At 61.8% G+C, this 25,579-nt stretch carries 8 protein-coding genes; 4 read left to right on the forward strand and 4 right to left on the reverse strand.

The window, feature by feature from the left end; translation table 11 throughout:
- Nucleotides 1-2: 2 nt before the first annotated feature.
- On the reverse strand, nt 3-14,855 hold the full coding sequence (locus tag NK667_RS09745; protein WP_054614539.1) for a non-ribosomal peptide synthetase: 14,853 nt from the start codon (nt 14,853-14,855) through the stop codon (nt 3-5).
- Nucleotides 14,856-15,253: 398 nt separating this feature from the next.
- On the opposite strand from NK667_RS09745, the gene NK667_RS09750 reads away from it, so the two are divergent.
- Both NK667_RS09750 and NK667_RS09755 read left to right on the forward strand, forming a co-directional pair.
- Nucleotides 15,254-16,237 (forward strand): cupin-like domain-containing protein, encoded by a 984-nt coding sequence (locus tag NK667_RS09750; RefSeq protein ID WP_236708572.1) that lies wholly within the window; start codon nt 15,254-15,256, stop codon nt 16,235-16,237.
- Nucleotides 16,234-17,598: an MFS transporter gene (locus NK667_RS09755; protein ID WP_054614540.1), complete on the forward strand. Its 1,365-nt coding sequence runs from the start codon at nt 16,234-16,236 to the stop codon at nt 17,596-17,598. The genes NK667_RS09750 and NK667_RS09755 overlap by 4 nt, the downstream gene beginning before the upstream one ends.
- Nucleotides 17,599-17,986: 388 nt before the next feature.
- On the opposite strand, the gene NK667_RS09760 is transcribed toward NK667_RS09755, so the two are convergent.
- The 3 genes from NK667_RS09760 to NK667_RS09770 are packed head-to-tail and all read right to left on the reverse strand — an operon-like array spanning nt 17,987 to nt 22,027.
- Complete coding sequence (locus tag NK667_RS09760; RefSeq protein WP_054614541.1) at nt 17,987-19,189, reverse strand: alpha/beta fold hydrolase; 1,203 nt, start codon at nt 19,187-19,189, stop codon at nt 17,987-17,989.
- A 41-nt stretch (nt 19,190-19,230) separates the two neighbouring features.
- A complete protein-coding gene (gene syrB2 / locus NK667_RS09765) occupies nt 19,231-20,175 on the reverse strand; it encodes a syringomycin E biosynthesis L-threonyl-[L-threonyl-carrier protein] 4-chlorinase SyrB2 (RefSeq protein WP_054049640.1) in 945 nt (314 codons plus the stop codon).
- Nucleotides 20,168-22,027, reverse strand: coding sequence for an amino acid adenylation domain-containing protein (locus NK667_RS09770; protein WP_054614542.1), 1,860 nt, complete (start codon nt 22,025-22,027; stop codon nt 20,168-20,170). The genes syrB2 and NK667_RS09770 overlap by 8 nt, the downstream gene beginning before the upstream one ends.
- Before the next feature lie 457 nt (nt 22,028-22,484).
- Here NK667_RS09770 and NK667_RS09775 point away from each other — a divergent pair, with 457 nt between their 5' ends.
- Together NK667_RS09775 and NK667_RS09780 are read left to right on the forward strand one after the other, a co-directional pair.
- Nucleotides 22,485-23,510, forward strand: a complete 1,026-nt coding sequence (locus NK667_RS09775; RefSeq protein ID WP_054614543.1) for a TauD/TfdA family dioxygenase — start codon at nt 22,485-22,487, stop codon at nt 23,508-23,510.
- A gap of 114 nt (nt 23,511-23,624) precedes the next feature.
- Entirely contained in the window at nt 23,625-25,355 is a 1,731-nt protein-coding gene (locus NK667_RS09780; protein ID WP_082356695.1) for a cyclic peptide export ABC transporter, read from the forward strand.
- Nucleotides 25,356-25,579: the final 224 nt, after the last annotated feature.

Below are 25,579 nucleotides of genomic sequence, written 5' to 3' on the forward strand. Positions count from 1 at the left end.
TTTTAAGCATCCTTGGAGACGATAGCGAGCAAGTCGCTTTCTGATAACGAAGCCAGTTCCCGCTCGAGATCGAGCAGCACTTCTGACTCGTACAGCGCCAGTTGCAGGGTCGTGATGAGGTCGGCCAGTTCGCGCAGCGACGGGTGTTCGAACAACGCCTTGAGCGTGACGTCGACGCCGAAGTGTTCCCGGGCCCGCAGGGTCAGTTGCACCGCGATCAGGGAATGACCGCCCAACTCGAAGAAGTGGTCGTTGCGGCCGATGCGCTCAATGCCGAGCAGGTTGCTCCACAGCGCCGCGAGTTTCTGTTCGGTCTCGCCTTTGGGCGCTTCGTATTGCAGCGCTTCGGCGGCTTCGATTTCAGCGGCCTCACCGGTCAAGACTTCAAGCGTGCCATCCGCCAGCCAGCGGCCGAGATCGCCAGACTTGTAGAGGCGAGATTGCGGATCGGCGCTGAACGGATTGCTGATGAAGCGTTCGGTGCCGAGGTTTTTCGCACCACCGATATGGATTTCACCGGTGACACCGATAGGCGCCAACTGGCCGGCCGCGTCCAGCACATACAGGCGTGGCTCGCTGATGGACAGGTTGTGTTGCGCCAGCCACTCGGCATCCGGCGCGCTCTGGCTGAATTCAACCAACACCTTTTCGCGTTCTTGCGTCGGCAGTAAATCGAGTTGTGTGAGCAGAACATCCGGGGTGTTTGCCAGCGCCTGGGTCAGTTGCTCCAGGGCGCGCTGCATCATGTCGCAGATGCGCTGCGGGTTGATGCTCGGCGAGCACTGCACGGTCAGGCCCAGGTCATGTTGGTAATCGTTGACCGACACCGTCAGCGGATAGTTGTCGCGCTCCGCTTCGGAAAGGATCCGCGCGCCCGGCCATTGCGTCGGCGCGGCGTCATCTTCGAGTTGATGGCGATAGTTGAACAGGCTACTGAACAGCGGCAGCGAGGCGGGCACCGCGCTGCAACGCTGGGCCAGGGCGAGTGAGGCCTGTTCGTGGGCGAGCAATTCGCTGAGGTCGCGGTGCGTCTCGGCGACCAGCGCATTGGCGCCCAATTGCGCCAGGTTCACCCGCACCGGCAGGGTGTTGATGAACACGCCCAGCGCCCGTTCTGCACCGGCCGAGCCTTGCAAACGACCCGACACCACGGTGCCGAACACCACGTCATCGCGACCGCTGCAACGACCGATCAGCTGCGCCCAGGCCACATGGAACAGCACGGCCGGGGTGATGCCGCGTTCGCGAGCTTGGGCCCGGATCAGACGAGTCAGCCCGTCGTCGAAGCGCATGCTGACTTCTTCGACATCGCTGCCGTCGCCCTGCACATCGAGCAGGCCGAATGGCGCGGTGGGCTCGTCGATATCCGCCAACCGGCGCTGGAAGTATTCCTCGTCGGCTTCGATTGGCGTGGCAAGGATCTGCGCGACGAAATCCCGATAAGGCATCGGCGCGGTCAAGCTGTCGCCCTGGCCCTGGAGGATGGTCTGGATTTCTTCCAGCACGATTTCCAGGGTGACGTGGTCGCTGACCATATGGTGGTTGAGCAAGGCCAGCAGCCAGCGTTGGCTGTGCGGATCACGCCCGATGTAGGCGCGCAGCAGCGGCGCCTGGCTCAGGTCGATGCGCAATTGACGCGGGTCGCTGATGTTTTCCAGTTGCGCGAGGGCGTCGCTTTTTGGATCGAGCGTGACCGTGTGCACCGCCAGTTCGGCGTTGCGCTGCACGATTTGCACCGGTTCCGGCAAGCCATTCCATTGCACCGAAGTGCGCAGGATGTCGTGGCGATCAATGACCTGTTGTAGCGCCGCGACGAAGCGATCCAGGCCGCTGCGCTCATCGAACTCGATCATCGAGCGGATCAGGTACGCGTCGCCGGTATGGCCGAGCAAGTGGTGGAACAGAATGCCCTGTTGCAATGGTGCGAGGGGGTAGATGTCCTGGATATTGGCAATGCCACCGGGCACGTTGGCAACGATGGTGTCGATCTGTGCTTGATCGAGTTCGATCAGCGGCAGCATCGGCGGGGTCAGTTGCGTAGTGTCCGGCAGGATCAGGTTTGGCGGCGCGTGGAAGATTTCCCGCGCATCACGGCCAATCGCCCGGGCCATTTCCCGCAGGCTCGGCGAGGCGAAGACCATGCGCACATCGGCACCGAGGCCGTGCTCACGCAGGCGATCGATCAGGGCCACGGCCATCAGCGAGTGACCGCCGAGTTCGAAGAAACGATCGTGGCGACCGACTTGTTCCAGGCCCAGCAGGTCCTGCCAGATACCGGCAATCACGGTTTCCACTTCACCCTGCGGCGCCTCGTAGGCACGGCTGGCGAACGCGTCGGCTCCCGGTGCCGGCAGGGCGCGGCGATCCAGTTTGCCGTTGGGCGTTAGCGGTAACACGTCGAGGTAAACAAACGCGCTCGGCACCATGTACTCGGGCAAATGCGCGAGTAATTCACTGCGCAGCAGTTCGGCGAGCACCGGTTCGCCGCACAGGTAGGCGACCAAGCGTGTGCTGTCGGATTGGCCGGGGCTGACCTCGCGGGCAATCACGGCGACGTCGCGCACACCTTCGCAACCGGCAAGCACGGCTTCGATTTCGCTGAGTTCGACACGGAAGCCACGGATTTTCACTTGATGGTCGTCGCGACCGAGGTATTCGAGAGTGCCGTCCGCCAGCCAGCGACCGATGTCACCGGTCTTGTACAGGCGTGCCTCCGGCGTGGCGGCGAACGGATCGCTGATGAAACGCTCGGCGCTCAGCTCGGGTTGGTTCAGGTAGCCCCGGGCCACGCCGGTGCCGCCAATGTGAATCTCGCCGCGAACACCGATCGGCACCAGATGCCCGAGGGAATCCAGCACATGCAGCTGCATGTTCCTGATCGGTTTGCCGATGGGGATTGCCTGCTCCCGGTAAACGTCGAGGTCGGCGTCAACCGTTTGCCAGGCCACCACGTCGCTGCACTCGGTCGGGCCGTAGCTGTTGATCACGGTGGGCCGCGGCGCCTGGAGTTTTTCCAGCATGGCCAGCGGGATCGGTTCGCCACCCAGCACCACGCGTTTGAGGCTGGCGAGGGCGTGGGTTTTGTCGGCGTCGACCAGCGCGTGGAAGGCGCTCGGCGACATGTTGATGTGGGTGATGCCCGACTGCGCGATCTGTTTGACGATGGCGGCGGGGTCGAACGGTTCTTCGGCCAGGTGCAAGACACCGCCGACCATCAACGGCGCCAGGATGTTTTTCTGGGTCAGGTCGAAGTTGTAGGAGGACGCGAGCAGCACCGCATCCTTCGCGGTGAACGCCAGATCCTTGAGGTACCAGTCGAGCAGGTTGCGCAGGCCACGGTGTTCAACCATCACGCCTTTCGGCAGGCCGGTCGAGCCGGAGGTGTAGATCACGTAGGCGAGATGGCTCACGGTCAAACCGGCGATCTGCGGGTTGCGGGTGATTTCGTCGCTGCCGATCTCGATGGTGGCGAGGTCAACCGGCACCGCCAACTCAAGCCCTTGTTGGCGGACCAATACACGCGGTGCGCTGTCGGCGAGCATGTGTGCCAGACGTTCCGCCGGGTATTGCGGATCGAGCGGCACGTAGGCGGCGCCGGCCTTCAGGATACCCAGCAAGCCGATCACCATGTCGGCACTGCGGCGGGCGCACAGGCCCACGGTGTCGTCGGGTTTGACCCCAAGTTTGATCAGGCGATGGGCGACGCCGTTGGCCCGTGCGTTCAACTCGGCGTAAGTCAGGGTTTCGCCGGCACTGACCAGGGCAATCGCTTCCGGCGTGCGCGCAGCCTGGGTTTCGAAGATCTTCTGCGGCAGGCGATCCGGGTCCTCGTCGAGAGGCTCGGCGCTCGGGTTGAAGTCTTTCAGCACTTGCAGATATTGCTCGGCGTCCAGCAGCGGCAAGGCGCCGACGGCTTGGCTGGTGTCGGCAAGCATGGCCTCCAGCAGACGCAGGAAGTGCCGGCCCCAACGCTCGATGGTGCTGGCGTCGAACAGGTCGGTGGCGTATTCGAACTGCCCGGCAATGGTCTCGCCATCGTCGTTGAGCGACAGGCTCAAATCCGTTTGCGTCGTGCTGAGTGGCAGGGCGACCGGGCTCAATTGCAGGCCCGGCAGTTCCAGTGTGCGGTTATGCGGCGTGTTGCCGAACACCAGCATCGCCTGGAACAGCGGGCTGTGGCCCAGGCTGCGTTCCGGTTGCAGGGCTTCGACGACTTGCTCGAACGGCAATTCCTGATGGCTGTAGGCGTCGAGTGCGGTGGACTTTATCCGCGCCAGCAATTGCCCGACGCTTGGCTGGTCGCGCAGGTCAACCCGCAGCGCCAGGGTGTTGACGAAGAAGCCGATCAGCGCTTCGGTCTCGGCCCGTGGACGGTTGGCCACCGGCGTACCGATCACCACGTCCGGCTGGTTGCTCAGGCGCGCGAGCAGCACCGACCAGGCGCCGAGCAGGGTCATGAATGGCGTCAGCCCTTGTTGCTGGCTGAAACGGCGCACTGCGCTGCTCAACTCTGGCGACAGGCGCAGCGGTACGCTGGAGCCGATGTAGCTTTGCACTTGCGGGCGCGGCCGATCAGCCGGCAGTTCGAGCAGCGCCGGTGCACCGTCCAGAACCTGGGTCCAGTAGCGGGTTTGGGTGTGCAGCACTTCACCTTGCAACCATTCACGCTGCCACACCGCATAGTCGGCGTATTGCAGCGCCAAGTCCGGCAGCGGATCGTCCAGACCCTGGCTGAACGCGGTGTACAGCGCGTTGAACTCTTCGATCAGCAGCGCGACGGACCAGCCATCGGTGACGATATGGTGCTGAGTCACCAGCAATACATGCTCGTTGTCATCCAGGCGCAGCAGGCGGCCACGGATCAGCGGACCACGGTTCAAATCAAACGGCGCGTGGGCCTCGATTTGCGCGAGTTCCTTGACCGCGTGTTCCCGTGCCTCGTGCGGCAGCCGCTGCAAATCGTGTTCGGTCAGGGTGAAACCGACGTCGGCCAGGGCGAAGTATTGGCCGACCTTATCGTCGTGGCGTTCGAACGTGGCGCGCAGGCTTTCGTGTCGCGCAACGATGCGATCGAGGGCGCGGCGCAGGGCGGTTTCGTCGAGTCTGCCGCTCAGGCGCAGTGCGGCGGGCAGGTGATACGCCGCGCTGGCGGCGTGATCGAGTTGATCGAGGAACCACAACCGTTGCTGCGCCAGCGACAAGGGTGGCGCCTGTTTGCGCGAAACCAGCGGAATCGGTTGCACCAGCGACAAGCCGGCCTGGCTGACGCACTCGGCCATGGCACTCAGCGAACCCTGGGCAAACAGCGTGCGCAAAGCGATTTCGACCCCGAGCACTTGATGCAGGCGGGCCTGCAATTGCACGGTCAGCAGCGAATGCCCACCGAGTTCGAGGAAACCGTCGTGACGCCCGACCTGCTCAAGGTGCAGCAAGTCTTGCCATATGCTGGCAATCGCGATTTCGGTTTCACCTTGCGGCGCCTCATAGGCACGGCTGGCCACGGCATCCTGACCCGGCGCGGGCAGGGCCTTGCGGTCGAGTTTACCGTTCGGGGTCAGGGGCAGGGCGTCCAGTTGCACGTAGGCGCTCGGCACCATGTAGTCGGGCAGGCTTTTCAGCAATTCGGCACGCAGCAATTCCGCCGGCACCGGGTTGCCGCACAAATAGGCGACCAGACGCTGGCTGTTGGCGACTTCCGGGGTGTCGTCGCGAGCGATCACCACCGCTTCACGCACACCGGGGCAGGCCATCAGGGCGTTTTCGATTTCGCCGAGTTCGATGCGCAAACCGCGGATCTTCACCTGGAAGTCGTTGCGTCCCAGGAACTCCAGGCTACCGTCGGCCAGCCAGCGGCCCAGGTCGCCGGTGCGATACATCCGTGCATTCGGCACTGTGCTGAACGGATCGGTGAGGAAGCGTTCGGCGCTGAGGTCGGGACGGTTCAGGTAGCCACGGGCCACGCCGGTACCGCCGATATACATTTCACCCGAGACGCCGACCGGTACGGGGTTGCCTTGCGGGTTGAGCACATAGAACTGGGTGTTGGCGATCGGCCGGCCGATGCTGACCTGATTGCCAAGGGTGTCCTGGGCGCTGACCTGGATTGCCGATGACCAAATGGTGGTTTCGGTCGGGCCGTACACGTTGAACAAGCGCTTGACCTGTCCAGCCAGACGCCGGGCCAAATCGGCAGGCAAGGCTTCGCCGCCACACAGGGCGGTCAGCGATGTATCGCCCGACCAGCCCGAATCGAGCAGCATGCGCCAGCTCGCCGGGGTGGCCTGGGCCAGGGTGACTTCGTTGTGCGCAATCACTTCGGCCAGCAGGCGACCGTCGTGGGCCTGATCGCGGGAAGCCAACACCACCCGCGCACCGCAGATCAGCGGCAGGAACAGTTCCAGGCCAGCAATATCGAAGCCGAGAGTGGTCAGCGCCAGCACGCGATCATTGGCATTCGCCCCGACTTTTTCAGCCATCGTGCGTAACAGATTGACCACGTTGCGGTGTTCGACCATCACGCCTTTCGGCTTGCCAGTCGAGCCCGAGGTAAACATCACGTAGGCCAGGTGCGCCGGGGTCAGCCCCGATATCTCCGGGTTCGGGTCGAAGGCCGGGTCGTTGCCGGCGTCCAGGGATTCGCGTTCATCGAGCAACAACAGCGGCGTTTCGCCGACCTGCAATTGCGCCGCCAAAGCCTGTTGGGTGAGCACCACCAGCGGAGTACTTTCGCTGAGCATGAACGCCGTGCGCTCAACCGGCAGGGCCAGGTCGAGGGGCAAGTAGGCGCCGCCGGCCTTGAGCACGCCGAGCAGGCCGATCAGCATTTCCGGGCTGCGCTCGGCACACAGGGCAACACGCTGGTCCGGTTGCAGGCCGAGGGCGATCAGGCGCCGTGCGAGCTGGTTGGCGCGGCGGTTGAGCTGGGCGTAGGTGAGTTGCTGATCCTCGTAGACCAGCGCAATCGCCTCGGGCCGCACGCGCACCTGGGCTTCAAACAACATCTGCACCGGCTGCGACAGATCGAAGTCAGTGGCGGTGGCATTGAAGCCGCCGAGCAGTTGTTGACGCTCAGTGGCGGGCAGTACGTCGAGGGTGTCGGCCAGCTGCTCGGGGTTGTGTTCAAGGGCCTCAACCAGCGCGGTGACGGCGTGGGTCATGTAAGCGGCGATGCGCTGTGGATCAATGCCTGCGGTGGCTTGGGCGCTCAGGGAGAAGTCTTCGCCTTCATCCGCCACGGCGATCTCGATCGGGTAACCGGTGCGCTCTTCGTTGCTCAGGAAGCGGATGCCTTCCCACGCCAGCACTTGATCTTCATTAGCCAGCGACGCGTCGCCGGTCTGATGGCGATAGTTGAGCAGGGTAGTAAACAGCGGCAGGCCAGCGGACAAGCCACTGCAACGCTGGGCCAGCGCGAGCGATGCCTGTTCGTGGGCGAGCAGGGCGCTCAGATCGCGATAAGTATCGGCGACCAGCGCGGGCGTGGTCTGTTCGTCCAGGTGCACACGCACTGGCAGGGTATTGATAAACACCCCGAGCGCCCGTTCGGCACCCGCCGAACCTTGCAAACGTCCCGACACCACGGTGCCGAACACCACATCGTTGCGCCCGGTGCAGCGTGCGAGCACCAGCGCCCAGGCAATATGGAACAGCACTGCCGGGGTGACGCCACGTTTACGCGCGGCAACGCGGATGTTGCGGGCCAGCGTGGTCTCTAGACGCACGTTGACCATCGAAACGTCGCTGCCGTCGCCCTGAATATTCAGCAAGTCGAACGGCGCGGTGGGTTCGTCGATATCCGCCAGACGCTGGCGGAAATAGGCTTCATGGACCTGTGGCGGACTCGCGAGGGTCTGCGCCACGAAGTCACGGTAAGGCAGCGGTGCCGGCAAGCTGGCGCTGTCGCCATTGAGGATCGCTTGCACTTCTTCGAGGAGAATCCCCAGCGTGACGTGGTCGCTGACCATGTGGTGATCGAGCAGTGACAGCAACCAGCGTGGCGACTGCGGATCCTTGGCGATATGGGCGCAGAGTAGCGGTGCCTTGGTCAGGTCGAGGCGCAGGTGACGTGGATCGCTGATGTTTTCGAGCTGGGCCAGCGCGTCTTCTTGATCATTGAGCGTGACGGTATGCACCGGCAGCACCGCGTGGCGCTGGACGATTTGCACCGCGTGCGGCAGGCCGGTCCATTGCACGGCGGTGCGCAGGATGTCGTGGCGGTCGATGACCTGTTGCAGCGCCGCGACGAAGGCGTCGAGGCGGCTGCGGTCATCGAACTCGATCAGCGAGCGCACCAGGTAGGCGTCGCCTTCATGACCGAGCAAGTGGTGGAACAGGATGCCCTGTTGCAACGGCACCAGCGGGTAGATGTCCTGGATATTCGCGGCGCCGCCGGGGGTGTTGGCAACGATGCGGTCGATGTGTGTTTGTTCGAGCTCGACCAGAGGCAACAGGTCCGGAGTCAGTGCAGTGCAGTCGGCCGGAATGCGATTGGCCGGGGCCTGGAACAGGTCGCGGGTGTCGCGATCAATCGCCTGGGCCATGTCGTGCAGGGTCGGCGAGGTGAATACGGTGCGCACGTCGGCGACCAGATTTTGCTGGCGCAGGCGTTCGATCAGGCTGACAGCCAACAGCGAATGGCCGCCGAGTTCGAAGAAGTGGTCGTGGCGGCCTACGGCATCGACTTTGAGCAAGCTTTGCCAGATCTGGGCGAGGGCGATTTCGGTCGAGCCTTTCGCGGCTTCGTGGGTGCGGTTGGCAAAGGCTGCGGCGTCGGGCGCTGGCAGCGCTCGGCGGTCGAGCTTGCGGTTGGGTGTCAGTGGCAGCGCGTCTAGGCTGACGAACGCGCTTGGCAGCATGTATTCGGCCAGCAGCGGCGCGAGTTGGGCGCGCAGGTTGGCGGCGGTCAAAGTTGTATTGGCTTGCGGGACCACATAAGCGACCAGACGTTTATCCCCCGGTGCGTCTTCGCGGACGATCACGGCGGCTTCTTTTACGCCGGTGCACTCGCCTAATCGCGCTTCAATCTCGCCGAGTTCGATACGGAAACCTCGAACCTTGACCTGGAAATCGTTGCGGCCCTGGTATTCGAGGCCGCCGTCCGGGCGGTAGCGTGCGAGGTCGCCGGTTTTGTAGAGACGAGCGCTGGCGAGGTTGCTGAAGGGGTCAGGCAGGAAGCGTTCGGCGGTGATTTTGTCGAGATTCAGATAACCGCGCGCCACGCCGTCGCCGCCGATGTAGATTTCGCCAGTAACGCCGAAGGGCACTGGTTTCAGGTGCGCATCGAGCAGGTAAATCCGCGTGTTGGCCATCGGCGTACCGATGCTCGCATTGCTGTTCAGCGCTTCAAAGGTCACGTAGCTCGCGGTGCAGGAAACGGTGGCTTCGGTCGGACCGTAGGTGTTGACCAGTTTGGTGTGCGCCGGGCGGATCTGTTCCCACATTTGCAGTTTTTGCGTGGAGAGTGCGTCGCCGGTGACGTTGATCAGCCGTACGTCGCGCAACTGGTCCTGGGCCAGTTTCGGGTTGTAGTGCCATTCGGCGGCCAGGGTGTGCCAGTGAGCGGCGGTCAGGTGCAGGAAGGTGGGACGGATGTCGTCCTGGGAGGTGCCGAAGATGCTGCGGCTCGGCGCGAGGGTCGCACCGGCAATCAGCGCCGGGAAGATTTCTTCCACCGACAAATCGAAGTTCAGGGTGTTTTGTTGTAGCACGGTGTCGGCATTTGTGAGCCCGAATAACCGAATCGCGTCGAGGGTGTAGTTGACCAACCCACGGTGTTCGATCATCACGCCTTTCGGGGTGCCGGTCGAGCCGGAGGTGTAGATCACGTAGGCCAAATGACGCACGCCGAGGGACAGGATCACCGGGTTGTCGTCGTAACCGTCGGCGATGCGTTCGGCTTTATCGAGCAGGACCACCGGAATGTCCAGAGTTGGCAAATTCGCTTGTAATGCACGTTGGGTCAGCAACACCGAAGGGGTGCTGTCGCTCAGCATGTAGGCCAATCGTTCAGCCGGATAAGCCGGATCCAGCGGCACATAACCCGCACCGGATTTCAGGATCGCCAGCAAACCAACCAGCATTTCCGCGCCACGTTCGACGCAAATCGCCACCCGATCATCCGGACGAATGCCCAAACCGATCAAGTGATGCGCCATCTGGTTGGCCTGACGATTGAGTTCGGCGTAGCTCATCTGCTCGCCGTCAAACACCACCGCGATGGCATCCGGTTGCGCTTCGGCCTGGGCTTCAAACAACTGGTGAATGGTTTTGTCGCGCGGATACGGAGCGCGTGTGGCGTTGAGGTCAACCAGCAAACGCTGGCGCTCGCCGGCATCGAGCAACTCGATCTGATCGACCTGCGCCTGATCGTCGGCCACCATGCCACGCAATACCCGTTCGAAATAACCGAGATAACGCTGCACCGTGCGCTCATCGAACAACGCCGTGGCGTATTCCAGCGTGCCGAGCAGTTGCCCGCCGACCTCACCGAGTTCCAGCGACAAATCGAACTTGGCTACACGGTTGGTCATGCCCAGGGTTTCGAGTTTCAGCTCACCGAGCACCAGGTCGTCGCCGTTGGCGGTCTGCCAGGACAACATCGCCTGGAACAACGGACTGTGAGCCAGACTACGCACCGGGTTCAGCGCTTCCACCACTTGTTCGAACGGCAGGTCCTGATGGGCCTGGGCGCCGAGGGTTTGCGCCTTGACCCGAGCCAGCAGATTCTCAACATTCAGGGCGCCGGAGACATCGACCCGCACCGCCAGGGTGTTGACGAAGAAACCGATCAAGCCTTCGACCTCGGCGCGCAGACGGTTGGCCACCGGCGAACCGATCACCACTTCGTCCTGCCCCGAGAGACGGCTTAACAACGCCGCCCAACCCGCCATCAACGTCATGTACAACGTGGTGCCGTGGCGTTGGCTCAGGTTTTTCAGGTCTGCGGTCAGATTGGCGTCGAACGCGACTGACAGCGCAGCACCGGCGTAATCCTGTTCCACCGGGCGCGGGCGATCGGTCGGCAACATCAGCAATGCCGGCGCATCGGCCAGACTTTGTTGCCAGTAATTGTTCTGGGTTTGCAGCACTTCACCGCTCAACCAGCGACGTTGCCACACGGCGTAGTCGGCGTATTGCACCGCCAGCGCCGGCAGTGGATCGTCCAGGCCATGGCGGAACGCTTCGTACAGCGCCGCCAGTTCGTTGGTCAGCACGCCAATCGACCAGCCATCCGAGACGATGTGATGCATGGTCACCAGCAACACATGGTCCTGAGCATTCAGGCGAATCAAGCGCCCGCGAATCAACGGGCCGTGTTCCAGATCAAACAGCTCGGCTTCTTCCTCAGCCGCCAGAGCCTGCCATTGCGCTTCGGTATCGGTCTGACCGCGCAGATCGTATTGGCGCAGGGCAAAGCCACTGTTCGCCGGGGCGATGCGCTGGACAGCGTCCTCGCCTTGAGCCTGGACGAAAGTGGTGCGCAACGCTTCGTGACGGAACACGATGCGATCCAGCGCCCGTTGCAGCGCGTCCGTATCCAACGTGCCGCGCAAACGCAGGCCCGCCGGCATGTGATACGCCGCGCTGCCACCTTCCATCTGTGCCAGGAACCACAAGCGTTGCTGGGCGAAGGACAGCGGCAGATCTTCCTCGCGGGAAACCGTAACGATCTCCGGCAAGGTGCTGCGACTGGCCTCGGCGACGGCTTGCGCCAGTGCGGCGAGTTCAGGCTGGGCAAACAAGTCAGCCAGACCGAGTTCCACGCCCAGTTGCAAACGCACCTGGGAAATCAACTGAATCGCCAGCAGCGAATGGCCACCGAGTTCGAAAAACTGATCCTGACGACCCACCTGCGGCAAGCCCAACAAGTCTTGCCAAATCTGCGCCAGGGCAATTTCGACTTCACCCACCGGGGGTTCGTAAGTGCGGGTAACCAGCGACGCCAGATCCGGCGCCGGCAATGCCTTGCGATCCAGCTTGCCGTTGGAGGTCAGCGGTAGCGCATCGAGGCGCACATACGCCGCCGGTACCATGTACTCCGGCAACAACGCTTGCAGGTGCGAACGCAGGGTTTCAGTCTCCAGCGCTTCATCGGTGGTCGTGTAATAGGCCACCAGACGTTTCTCACCCAACGCATCTTCGCGCGCCAGGACCACGGTTTCTTTCACATCAGGGTGGTTGGCCAGCTTGGCTTCGATCTCGCCCAACTCGATACGGAAACCGCGAATCTTCACCTGGAAGTCATTGCGGCCCATGTACTCGATCGAACCATCCGCCAACCAGCGACCCAGGTCCCCGGTTTTGTAGAGGCGAGCCTCGGGATCCTTAGAAAACGGATCGGCCACAAAACGCTCGGCACTCAGTTCCGGCAGGTTCAGGTAACCCCTGGCTACGCCAACGCCACCGATATTGATTTCCCCGGCGACGCCCTTCGGCGTGGGTTCGCCAAAGCTGTCGAGGATGCGGATCTGGATATTGGCGATTGGTCGGCCAATCGGCACGCTGTCGCCGCGATCGGTCGGACGGCAGTGCCAGGCGGTGACGTCGATGGCGGCTTCGGTCGGGCCGTAAAGGTTATGCAGCTCGACCTCGGCCAGTTGTTGTTCGAAGCGCTTTTGCAAACTGCGGGGCAGGGCTTCGCCGCTGCACAGCACCCGACGCAGGTCGGGGAAGCCTTGGCTGTCGCGGTCTTCGAGGAACAGCTCAAGCATCGACGGCACGAAGTGCAGCATGGTGATGCCGGCGCTGCGAATCACTTTTGCGATATAGATAGGCTCCTGATGGCCGCCCGGACGCGCCATCACCAGTTGCGCACCCGCGAGCAACGGCAGGAAGAATTCCCAGACCGACACGTCGAAGCCGAATGGGGTCTTTTGCAGGACCCGGTCGGTTTCATCGACGCGGTATTCATCCCGCGCCCAAAGCAACCGGTTGACCACCCCGCGATGCTCGTTCATCACGCCTTTGGGCATGCCGGTCGAACCCGAGGTGTAGAGCACGTAGGCCAGGTGTGTGGCGTTGAGGCCCGACACGTGCGGATTGGTGTCGGGGAAATCATGGGCATCGCGATCCAGCACCAATACCGGCACGCTCAGCGCGGGCAGGGTCGCCAGCAGCGCTTCGCTGCTCAACACCGCCAGTGGTGCGCTGTCATCGAGCATGTATTCGCGGCGAGAAACCGGTAGATCCGGATCAATCGGCACGTAGGCGCCACCAGCCTTGAGGATCGCCAGCAGGGCAATCACCATCTCCGGACTGCGGCGCAGGCATACGGCAACCCTTGCGTCAGGGCCGACACCCAGTTCGATCAGCCGATGGGCCAGCTGATTGGACTGGCGGTTGAGTTCGGCGTAGCTCAACACCTGACCGCTGTCGTCGCTGACTGCATTGGCCGCCGGACGCAGTGCAACTTGTTGCTCGAACAGTTCGTGGATCAATAGATCCCGGGGATAGTCGCGCTCGGTGGCGTTGAACTCGCCGAGCAGTTGCTGCCGCTCTGCCGCAGGCATGATCGGGAAGTGCCCGACCGGCAACGCGTGGTGTTCGATGACCGTTTCCAGCATCGAAAGAATGCGCTGTTGCAGCTGCTGCACTTCGTCGAGGGTGAAGAACGCGGTGTTGAAGTTGAAGTCCAGGTACACGTCTTCGTTCGGGTGGTAGTCACGCACAAAAATCGCCAACGGCGTGCGCTCATATCCGTTGTCGAGGGTGAACACCTCCGACGGCATGCCACCGAAATGGATATCGCCGTCGAGGCTTTCGAAGGACAGCGAGATGTCGAACAGTTGCCGACGGCCTTGCTGCGCCAGTTTCAGCGAACGGTTCAACTCGGCGATCGGGAAGCGCTGGTGGCGGTAGCATTTGCGCAGCTGCGTGGCGACGACCTGCATCAGGTCCAGCAACGAGGCTTGCGGGTCGACTTCAAGCAGGATCGGGCTGAGGGAGGAGAACATGCCGACCGTGGCCTTTTGGCGCGCGGTGGTGCGGTTGTGCACGGGCATGCCGATCACGATCTCGTCCACGCCTTCGGTGCGGCAGAAGTAGGTGGCGAGAACGGTCATCAATACGTGGGCGAGGGACATGCCATGGCCACTGGCGAACTGCGCCAACCCGTCGAACAGCGCCCGGGGCATCATCGCTTGCGCCTGCGCACTCGGGGCGATGCCGCTGCCGGCGACTGCAACCCTTTGCTGCAACAGCGCCGGTGGCAGTTGGGCAAACTTCTCATGCCAGAACGCCCGGTCGCGTTCGAAACGGGTCGATTCGATGTAGCTGCGGTCTTCGGCGAGGAAGGAAATGTAGGAATGCCCTTCGGGCGGGTTGTCGTCACCGGCGAGCAAACCGTTGTAGGCATCACTGACCGCATGGCCGATCAACGAGACACTGGCGCCGTCCGTGACGAGGTGGTGATAGCGGTTCAGCCAGTAGAAACGTTCCGGGCCGCAGCGCACCAATCGCGCTTCCCACAGCTTGCCGGTCAGTTTGTCGAACGGCTTGCGGAAGGCTTCACGCACGTAGGCCATGGCCAGTCCGGCGGCGGTGTCTTCCTCGGAAAAATCGACGACGTCGAGCTTCACTTCGATCGACGGCAACACGCTCTGGCGCGCGACGCCACCTTCATGGCTGAAGCTCAGGCGCAGGGCATCGTGCCGATTGGCGATCAGTTCGATGGCTTTTTCCAGCAACTGCACATCGATCCGACCCTTGATCTCCAGGACCATGCCGATGTTGTAGTAGGGCAGTTCCGGGTGGGCCATCTGATCGAGCCAGATGCCTTGTTGGACCGACGCCAGCTCATGGGGCTGGTTGTCATTTTCGAGGTCGTTGGAAAGCGCCATATCGGTAGACGAAGCCATATCGGAAACACCTGTTTCTAAGTCAATTAAGGCTCGTCTCCGTTCGATGGGCAGATATACCTGAGGGGCTGGGCTGAGCATCGACGTGACGAAACGTAGGTCGTGGAGAGGGCGATTTTCGCGGCGCGGACTGGTCGTTCGAGCGCCTTGACGGTCTCTCCACAGGGTCGGAAAAAATTAGAACATCCACGGCCGACTGTCTGTCATGGGAAGCAGGGACAAGCGTGCCGATGCACCGGCGCGGCGCTTTGGATCTGGGGAGTGGGCTGCTATAAAAGCCCGAGCAAAATCTTCAGCCAGCCCGTGTCCGGCTCTCGACTGTCTCGAGAAAAATCGATGCTTTCCCAGAGACCGAACGCCATCCCTTGGGTGTACTTGCGAGAGCCATTGAAATGAACATGACAGCCGAAACGGACCGTCCTGCGGTCAAGCCCTGGAGCCTGACCCGATTCCCCAATTACGCTGAAGCCGCGGCGGTTGAAGTGATCGATGCGCATGCAATCTCCAAAGCCGATTTCATGCGTATCTATGTCACCAAGAACCGTCCCTGCCTGATCAAAAACGCCGTGCGCCACTGGCCGGCGTTCACCAAATGGACCGACACCGAGTACCTGCGGGCGAACTCGCCCAATAGCCCGGTGGTGGTGCGTTCGGCGATGGTCTCAGAGGTGATCGGTTGGTCCGGGCCCGAGGTCAAAGCCGCGTTGACCGAACAGGCAGACGCACGCCACCGGGACATCTTGTTCCATGATTTTCTCGACGAGTTGAAGGTTGAGGGGGGACCGTTGGTGGCTGACAGCTGCGGTTTCACCGAAGGCGCGGCGTTCGAGAAGATGAAGGACGACGTCGCGGGCATGCCGTTCATGCCGGTGCTGAGCAAAGCCCGACGTTACCCGTCTTATCGCGGTTTCCTGTACCGCGATTCCTATACCGACTGGCACTTCCATGCCACTGACGAAACCTTTATGACTCAGGTGATCGGTGCCAAGGAAATCCTCTTGTTGCCGCCCGACGATGCGAGTTGGGAAGGCTTGCGGCCGGTGATCGAGAACGAGGGTTACCTGTTCAATATCGACACCGAGCGTTTCCCCGGCACCCGCGCATTGCGCCCGACCCGCGCTGTGGTCGAACCGGGCGATGCGCTGTATATCCCGGCGCTGTGGTGGCATGCGGTGGAGTCGATTGGCGAAGATTTCGGCATCACCGTCGCCGCGACCTTCGGCACGCCTTTGCACATCAACGGTGACCTGCGCTATCCCATCGCCCGCAAAGTGGCGCGCACGTATCTGTTCACGCCGGCGGCACCGCTGGTGCTCGGCGCGGTGGTGTATTCCCTGGCGTACCGCTTGCTGCATGGCGTTGCGCGCCTGGTCAAACGGTGATCTTCAAGTCGGCCCGCCCAGACTTTTCCCTTGGGCGCGGTTTCTATTTCCTGTGGATGGGCGAATCCCTCGCGGTGATCGGTACCGCGCTGATGGAGTTCGCCCTGGGTGTCTGGGTCTACAACCACACCGGATCCGCCGTGGCGTTTGCCAATGTGGTGTTGGCCGCGACGTTGCCAGCGATCATTTTTTTGCCGTTGGCCGGAGGATTGGCGGATCGGGTCAGCCACAAAGTCATCATTGTCTGTAGCGACGTGCTGCTCGCGGCGATGCTGTTCGTGGTGATGGCGTTGCTCTGGACCGATCGACTGGAACCGTTGCATCTGTATGTGTTCAACGCGTTGGCGTCGATCGTCAGTTCGTTCCGGCAGCCGGCTTATCAGGCGGCGGTCAATTCGATCGTCAAGCCGGACAAATTCACTCGTGCCTCGGGGTTGATGGGCATCAGCAAGAACGCCTCGGCGCTGGTGGGGCCGCTGTTGGCTGGCATCCTGATGGCCCAGGCCGGGTTGGTGACGATTGTCGCGATTGACCTGATTACCTTCTGTTCAGGCACGTTGCTGGTGATCAAGGCGTTTTCCCATGCGCGCGCGCCCGTAATTAAAAGCGGCGGTGCGAGTGCGGGATCGGTGATGCGTGGCGCAGTGCGCAATGTCACTGATGCGTTGGGCTTCTTCAAAACCGAACGGTTGATGGCGGGATTGCTGGTCTACACCATGCTGCGCAATGCGTTGTTGTCGATGGTGACGTTGATGATCACGCCGTTGCTGCTGTCGATGCACACCAGCCAGACGTTGGGCGTGGTGTACACCTGGGCGGCGTTGGGCGGATTGTCTGGCGCTGGATTGTTGATATTTGTCGGTAATCCGGGGCGGTTGATGGTGTTGATTGCCTGTGCCGACCTGGTGTTGTCGCTGTGTGTGGTCAGCATTGGTCTGGTGTCGGGCACGACGGCCTACTGCGCGGTGGTGTTCGTAGCCATTGCGGCGGCCAGCGTGGCTGATGGTGGTGTCAGTGCGCTGTGGATGCGCAAGATCCCGACCGGGTCGCGGGCCAGTGTGTTTGCGCTGATCAGCATGTTGATCATTGCGGCTACCAGCATTGCGATCTTTGGTGGCGGCTTGATTGTCGATCACTGGTTCCAGCCGGCACTTGAGCCGGGTGGGCGATTTGTCGAGTCCATCGGTGGCTGGCTCGGCGTCGGCAAGGGCCGGGGCGTGGCGCTGCTGTTTGTGGTGGCGGGTGCGGTGAGTGTGCTGCTGTGCCTGGGCACGCTGATCTATCGGCCGATGCGGCGACTGGATCGGCTGGTGCGGGATGAGGACAGCAGCGCATTAACCCCCGCCGATGCGGTTCTGTAGGAGCGAGGCTTGCCCGCGAAAGCGGTGTGCCAGTCAGCATGAGTAGTGACTGGGCCGACGCCTTCGCGAGAAAGCCCGCTCCTACAGGGATCTGTGGCGACCACAGATCTTGTGAACATCCCCAAAACAAATGTGGGAGCGGGCTTGCTCGCGAAGGCGGTGTGTCAGGCAACACAATGATTGCCTGTGCCACCGCCATCGCGAGCAAGCTCGCTCCCACAGGGTCCGGGGTTGGTCACAAATCCTGCGAACTACGCGAAACAAATGTGGGAGCGAGCTTGCTCGCGATGAGGGCGTGTCAGTCAACATGAGCAGTGACTGATACGCCGCCTTCGCGAGCAAGCCCGCTCCCACAGGGGGTTGGTGTTAGGTTAGGGGGTTTAGTGTTTCAGACCTCAGCCAATTCAAGCGTTGCGTCGATGAACTCAAACGCTGTTTTCTTCGACTCCGCCGCCCGTTCGAAGAACGCCAAATGGCTGCCGTCCTTTTCGATATGCAACGTCGCCCCTTCAATGGACTGCGCAATCAATCGCGACCCACCGATATGCGTGGTGCTATCGCTGTCCCCAGCCACCACCAGCGTCGGCACGGTGATCCGGGGCAGGATCGGGAGCAACTCGGTTTTGTTCAGTGCATCGTTGAGACGGGCGTAACGGTAGAAAAGCTCCGGGTTGACGTAAGGAAACAGCACCGTATGAGCGATCGGTTCCGGCGTGGTCGCCAGCGTCTTCTGGTCAACGAACATCGCCTGCAGGTCCTGAGCCTCCTCCCGGTCCTGCGCGGCGGTTTCCATTAGCCATTCGAAGTTTTGCTGGTGTGGCGTGCGCAGGCTGTCATCGCCCAGGTTGTAGTCGCCGTGCCACAGGCTCAACGACTGCGCGCGTTCGCCATGCACGGCCGCGGCGCACAGCACAATCGCCGCACCACCGCAGATGCCCATCAGGTGTGCACTGTGCAACTCGAAATGATCCATCACCGCGAACAGATCGGCGACCTGGTCATGGGTATCGACACCCACCTGGTCGAAGGCTTCACAGTCACCAAACAACCCCCGGGTTTCCCAGGTCACGACAAAGTACCGTTCGCTCAGCGCGTCGAACCAGTCGCGGCAAAGGTCAAACGGCATGCCGCAGGGCAGGGCGAGGACGATGGGCGGGCGTTGCCGATGGTTGCTGGCATAGACTGCCAGCGGGACGCCATCCCGGGTGATCAGGCGCGACATTTCGATCTGCGGCACGGCGCCGCTGAAATCGAAAGACGCCAGCACGGCCTCAAATCGCTCCGGCGCATCGAATGCGTCATAGCGAAAGTCCAGGGCCTGGGAAATCTTCTTGCTGATAAACAATTCGAACGACGACAGTTGCGCCGACGCGCCGTGCAAATACTGCACGGCGCTGACGCCAACGTGGGCCAACGCGCGAGTCACGGCGTGCTCTGTGGCGACCAGCGCCGGGGAGGCGGCGACAGGTGTGCTGTCGTCTCCCCCGGCGAAGAAACACAGGCGAACCGGAGCCGGCAGGTTGGCGGCAAGATGCCGGAGCATCCTGACTGTCTCGCACAGGCGCGTTGCGGCGTCGGTGGGAAGGGACATGGAAAGGGTGCTCCTGTTAGGCAACGTTGCTTGAACCGACTTTATTCCGAGCCGAATTTCTTGCCTCGGGTGGTCTCGGTCACCAGGCGGTTGTAGTCCGGAGACGAATTACCGAGCACCTGCACCGCGCCGTATTTCTCCAGGCTGATCTTGCCGCCGTACTCTTCGATGTGGTCCGAGTCCGGGTAAATTTTCACGAAGGACGGCACGTAGCGCGAGGCAAACCCCATGCGCATTTCCTGGGATTCGCCGCTGTGCGGGTAGGAGGCGTGCATCAGTGTGGACCAGAAAATGATGAACTGGCCGGCCTTCATTTGCATCGGCACGGCAGCGGCTTCGTCAGGCTTCCAGTTCTCGTCGATCTGCAACTGGCGGTAGTCGTAGCCGAAGAAACCACGACGAACGCCGTCCTTGACCACCCCGGTGGCGTTCTCGGGGTCATAGCTCATGCGCTTGGTTTCGTCGTAATTCATGCTGTTCTGCGTGCCCGGAATGAATTGCAGGCAGCCGTTGGCGATATTCGCGTCGGTAAACGCAGTCCACACGGTAATGGTGCCGCCGAACTCTTCGTTCTCCGGCCAGATGATTTGCGGTTTGCCCGAGGCGTTCGCGAAGGTGTCGGCTTGGTGCCAATCGGTGCCTTCATCGCCCGGGTATTTCGGGAAAAATTCGGTACGCCAGCACAGCACTTCAGGGCCGAGGATGCTTTGGATGCGGTCGGTGATTTCGGCGCGGCAGATATGGTCGGCGAGGAAATCGTCATCCAGGTGGCGATCATAGTTGGCGATGTTGGTGGCGCCCGAAATCGCATCCAGATCCTGATAGGCCGCAGCGCTGCGGTCGAGCAGGCGCAGGCGGGTACGTTTCCAGGCTTCTTTCATTTCTTCCGGGGTGTAGGCCGTGAAGGGGCCGATGAAGCCGTTCTTTTCGAACGACTCTCGTTCTTCCTTCGTCAGATTGAATGTTCTAACCGCGACTTCAGACATTTGCTTCTTCCTTTTGGTGGTGGGCGTGAACAAGCGAATTAATGCAGCCAGCGAGGACCTTGGCGGTCGCACCATCGGCAAGAACGCCTGGGTCCAGATTGATTTGGTAATGCGTTTTAAGCTTGCTCAGCGAACGGATCAGCGCCAGGGAGGTGCCGCCGAAGTCGAAGAAGTCATCGTTGAGACCGATGCACTTCAGGCCGATGTCGTCGGACCAGACCCGCAGCACGAACTTCTCATGCTCGGTAAGCCCTGATTGCACAGGCGCGGACGTCTCGGCCAACGGCGAAGGCAGCTGCGCCTTGTCGATCTTGCCGTGGGCGGTCATCGGCAAGGCCGGGAGCACGATGTAGGCGGAAGGGCGCATGTAGTCGGGCAGGTTGTCCGACGCCAGTGCCGCGAGTTGCGCACGGGATTGTTCGGTCCAGGCACTCGGGCCGTCGGTGGGCACGACGTAGGCGATCAGGCGCCAGTCGCCATCGCCATAATCGTGAGCGCCGACGTGGCAGGCCGAGAGGGCGGTGCTGGTTTGCAGGCAGGCTTCGACTTCACCCGGCTCGATGCGGAAACCACGGATCTTCAGCTGTTCGTCGCAACGCCCGACGTAGCGATATTCGCCATCGGCGCCCTGCATCAACAGATCGCCCGTGCGATAGGCCGGGCTGGTGTGGCCGGGCAGGGTGACGAAGCGTTCGGCACTCAGCGCAATTCGATTCAGGTAACCCTGCGCAACGCCGGCACCTTCGATATACAGTTCGCCGGTCGAGCCTTGGGCTACCGGCACCTGATTCACATCCAGCAGGTTGAGTTTCCAGCCATCCAGTGGCTGACCGATAGACACCATCGCCGAGCTTTCCAGATCCTGGCCGCGCACCCGTTTGTAGGTAGTGTGAACCGTGGCTTCGGTGATGCCGTACATGTTGATCAGCGCGGGCTTTTCATCGCCGTGACGCTCGACCCAAGGACGCAGCACCGTGGCCGGCAAGGCTTCGCCCCCGAACACCACATAGCGCAGGGCCAGGCGATCCTTGGCCAGGCGGTCAACCTCGTCGAGACCACGGAACGCCGAAGGGGTCTGGCTGAGCACGGTCACGCCGTTGCGCACCAGCCACTTGCGGAACGATTCCGGCGAGCGCGACACGTCGTAAGGCACCACGGCAACCTGGCCGCCATGGGCCAGCGCGCCCCAGATTTCCCACACGGAAAAGTCGAAACCGATGGAGTGGAACATCGACCAGACATCGGTTTTCGAGAAACCGTACGAGCGTTGCGTGCTCTCCAGCAAGCTACTCACGTTGCCATGCGCGACCAATACGCCCTTGGGTTCACCGGTCGAGCCGGAGGTGTAGATCACATACGCCGGTGCTGTCGCCGCATTGAGTTTTGGTGCGGTTGTTTCGACTTCAGGGCCGCTCAGCAGAGCGTCAAGGTGCAACACACGCAGCGACGGAGTTGCCGGAACGCTGGCGACATCTTTCGAGGAAATCATCAAGCTGATGCCGCTGTCGCGCACGATGTGTTCGAGGCGTTTGGCCGGGTACAGCGGGTCAACCGGCACATAGGCGGCGCCGGCTTTCAGAATGCCGAGCAGGCCGATCACTAGGTCGGCGCTGCGCTCCAGGCACAGGCCCACGAGCATGCCGTCAGTCACCCCTTCATGACGCAGGCGTGCCGCGAGTTTCGATGAAACGGCTTCCAGTTCCGCATAGCTCAAGGCCCGGGTTTCGTCGGACACAGCCGTTCGCTCGGGAAATTCGCGGGCCTTGGCACTGAACAACTCATGCAGCAACGCTGCGGGTTTGAGAGGCGATGACGCGGAGTTCAGCGCCCCGCCCGTGTTGGTGATCGGCATGACTAACGCTCCAGTGAATGGGGAAAGGTGCATCGCGGTGGCCTCGACAGGCGAGGCCATTCGACAGCCCACCGGACAGGTATCCAGGGACCGACCGCGATTCGCAGCTGCCGTATTTCAGCACCGTGTTCAAGCGCATGTCTGTCGCGGGAAATGGGGACAAGCGCAAGTCGGGAAGGGGATAGCGCAAATCCCGTAGCAGCTGTCGAGCGAAGCGAGGCAGCGTTCGGCGGCGCAGCCGTCGCAAAATCCGCCAACGCGGTGTTTCAGGTAGACCGCGTGCTTTGGGTTGACGACGGCTTCGCCGCCGAACGCTGCCTCGCTTCGCTCGACAGCTGCTACGGGGGCAATGTATGGCCGGGATTCAGTGGGGTGTCCCTGTTTGCAGTTACAGACATGACCCACCCGCAATGTTTTGATCCTTGCGCGATCGATCCATATGGCTTGGGAGTTGTGCATGAATCTTGAAACTGCGGCTGTTGGTTGGGCTGACAACGGTCTGGATGAATCAGTCCGGCTTTCTTTGTTGAACCCCGGGCTGACCTTGCCGGTGGTGATCGAACCGGTCACCCCTGGCCTGGATTTCGCGGCGTGGGCCTCGGCCCGGCGCGAGGCGGTCGAGGCCTTGTTGTGTCGGCATGGCGCCGTGCTTTTTCGCGGCTTCGGGCTCGACACGGTGGCGTCCTTCGAAGCCTTCGCCGAGGCACTGTCACCCGGTCTGCACGGCAGCTACGGCGACCTGCCGAAGAAGGAGGGCGGGCGCAATGTCTATCGTTCGACGCCTTATCCCGAGCGCGAAATGATCCTCTACCACAACGAGAGTTCGCACCTCGAAAGCTGGCCACGCAAGCAATGGTTCTTCTGCGAAAAACCATCCCGCGTCGGCGGCGCAACACCCCTGGTGGACATCCGCCAAATGATCCGCCTGCTGCCCGCCGAGATCGTCGAGACCTTCGAGCGCAAGGCGCTCTCGTACAGCCGCACCTTCACTAAGGGCGTCGAGCCGAGCTGGCAGAACTTCTTCGGTGTCGACGACCCCGCAGTGGTCGAGGCCCGTTGCTGCGAGCAGGGCACCGACTGCGCCTGGCTCGACGCCGATACCTTGCAGATTCGCACCCGCTGCCCGGCGGTGATCAAGCACCCGGTGACCGGGGAATCGGCGTTTTTCAATCAGGTGCAGCTGCATCACCCGTTCTGCCTGGGCGAGGAAATGCGCGAAGACCTGCTCGACATGTTCGGTGAAGACCGCTTGCCACGCATGGTCAGTTACGGCGACGGCACACCCATCGAAGACGAGGTCATGGCGTTGCTCGGCGAAGCGTATGAGTCCTGCGCGGTGCGCTTCGACTGGCAGAAAGGCGATGTGGTGATGCTCGACAACATGCTCACCGCCCACGCCCGTGACCCGTATGAAGAGCCGCGCCTGATTGTGGTGGCCATGGGCGAGATGACCGCCAGAAACGATGTCTGGCAGGAACAATAACTGCGGTCGGGTGCCAGGCATTTACGGTTTTGTACCGGCAATCCGGGACAGCCGTTTTGCTCACGCTCCGTACACTTGATGCCCTGCGGTGAGCCCATTTGAGGATAGCGATCAATGAAAGGCGAGAAGAAAGAGAAGAAGCCAAAGAAGGACAAAAAGCCGAAACCCGGCTCGGTCATGCGTCTGTTGTGGCGCAGTCATCCTTGGCTGACCTTCTTCACCTTGATCACCGGCATCATCAGCGGCGTGGCGTCCATCGCCGTGGTCAGCGTGATCAACAAAGCCATTCATGAAGAAGGCTCGCGCACCGATGCACTGATCTGGTTTGTCGGGCTGAGTGTGGTGGCGCTGATCTTCCGCAACGGCGCCGCGCTGTTTCCGGCCTACGCCAGCATGCGCATCATGACCCGGTTGCGCATCGCCCTGTGCCGCAAGATCCTTGGCACGCCGCTGGAAGAAGTCGACCGCCGTGGCCCGCCCAACGTGCTGACCATGTTGACCAACGACATCCCGCAGTTGAACACCACACTGGTGGTCATGCCCACGGTGTTGATCGAGGCGACCGTATTTATATTCGGCATCGCCTACCTGGCGTACCTGTCGTGGGTGGTGTTCGCCTTGACCCTGACGCTGATGGTCGTCGGCGTCATCCTCTATATGTTCTTTTTCCTGGGCGGCATTCGTTACTCCGGCCGGGTCCGTGATGAGTTCACCTCGTTCAACGAATACACCCATGCCCTGGTGTTCGGCCTCAAGGAACTGAAGCTCAACGGCATCCGCCGCCGCTGGTTCGCCCGTTCGGCGATCCAGGCGTCTTCCACGCGGGTGGCGCGCTTCAACTTCATTGAGCGTCTTTGGTACACCGCCGCCGACAACGTCGGCCAGTTCACCCTGTCGCTGTTGATCGGTTGCCTACTGTTTGCCGCGCCATTGGTTATCGCCCTCGACCCGAAAGTCATGACCGCGAGTGTCCTCGCGGTGCTCTACATCATGGGACCGTTGTCTTTGTTGGTCGGGGCGATGCCGGTCCTGGCGGGTGGACGGATTGCGTGTACGCGTCTGGCCGAGTTTGGCTTCTCGATCAACGACCCGCACCCGGACCCGGTTGATCCGGAAGTACCCGCGACGCTGTTGCTGGAACACAAGAAATACTGGGACAGCATCGAACTCAAAGACGTGCGCATGCACTACCAGGACAAAGTCACCGGGACCGGTTTCGGCCTGGGGCCTATCGATTTGAGCATCCAGTCCGGTGAGCTGATCTACATCGTCGGCGGCAACGGTTGCGGCAAAAGCACCCTGGCCAAAGTGATCTGCGGCCTCTATATCCCGCAAAGCGGCGAAGTCCTGCTCGACGGCACAGCCATCAACGATGACACCCGCAGTGATTTCCGCGACCTGTTCTCCGCGGTGTTCTCCGACTTCCACCTGTTCAATCGCCTGATCGGGCCGGACGAGGAAGAGGGTAGCCCCGCGCTGGCCCAAAAGTACCTGGAAACCCTGGGCCTGGCGGACAAAATCAAGATCGACGGGCTCGGCTATTCGACCACCAAGGAGCTGTCGTACGGCCAGCAAAAACGCCTGGCGCTGGTCTGCGCGTACATGGAAGACCGGCCGATCTACGTACTGGATGAATGGGCTGCCGACCAGGATCCGCCGTTCAAGAAATTCTTCTATGAAGAGCTGCTGCCGGACCTCAAACGGCGCGGCAAAACGGTGCTGATCATCACCCACGACGACCAATACTTCCAACTGGCCGACCGCATCATCAAGTTGGCCGACGGGCACATCGTCTCCGATATCAACTGCACCGCCCGCGACAAAAGCTTGAGCTCCCTGGCGTAGCACCACGCCAAATCTTCCGACACCGCCCCCGAGCCTGACCACAGGCCGGGTCGGCGCATTGATTCCGTACCCACTCCAAGCGTGCCCGGTGCTGTGTGTTCCGGGCGGCACTGACAAATCTTCGAGAAGGAACTTATGAAATTTATCGCTGCTCGTGCGTTGGGCGACTTTGTCGCGACAGGTTTTTCCTTGGTTGAGGCCTTGCGTGCCATGGAGTGCGGAGC

It is taken from the genome of Pseudomonas nunensis (assembly GCF_024296925.1).
In the GTDB taxonomy this organism is placed as follows: Bacteria; Pseudomonadota; Gammaproteobacteria; order Pseudomonadales; family Pseudomonadaceae; genus Aquipseudomonas; species Aquipseudomonas nunensis.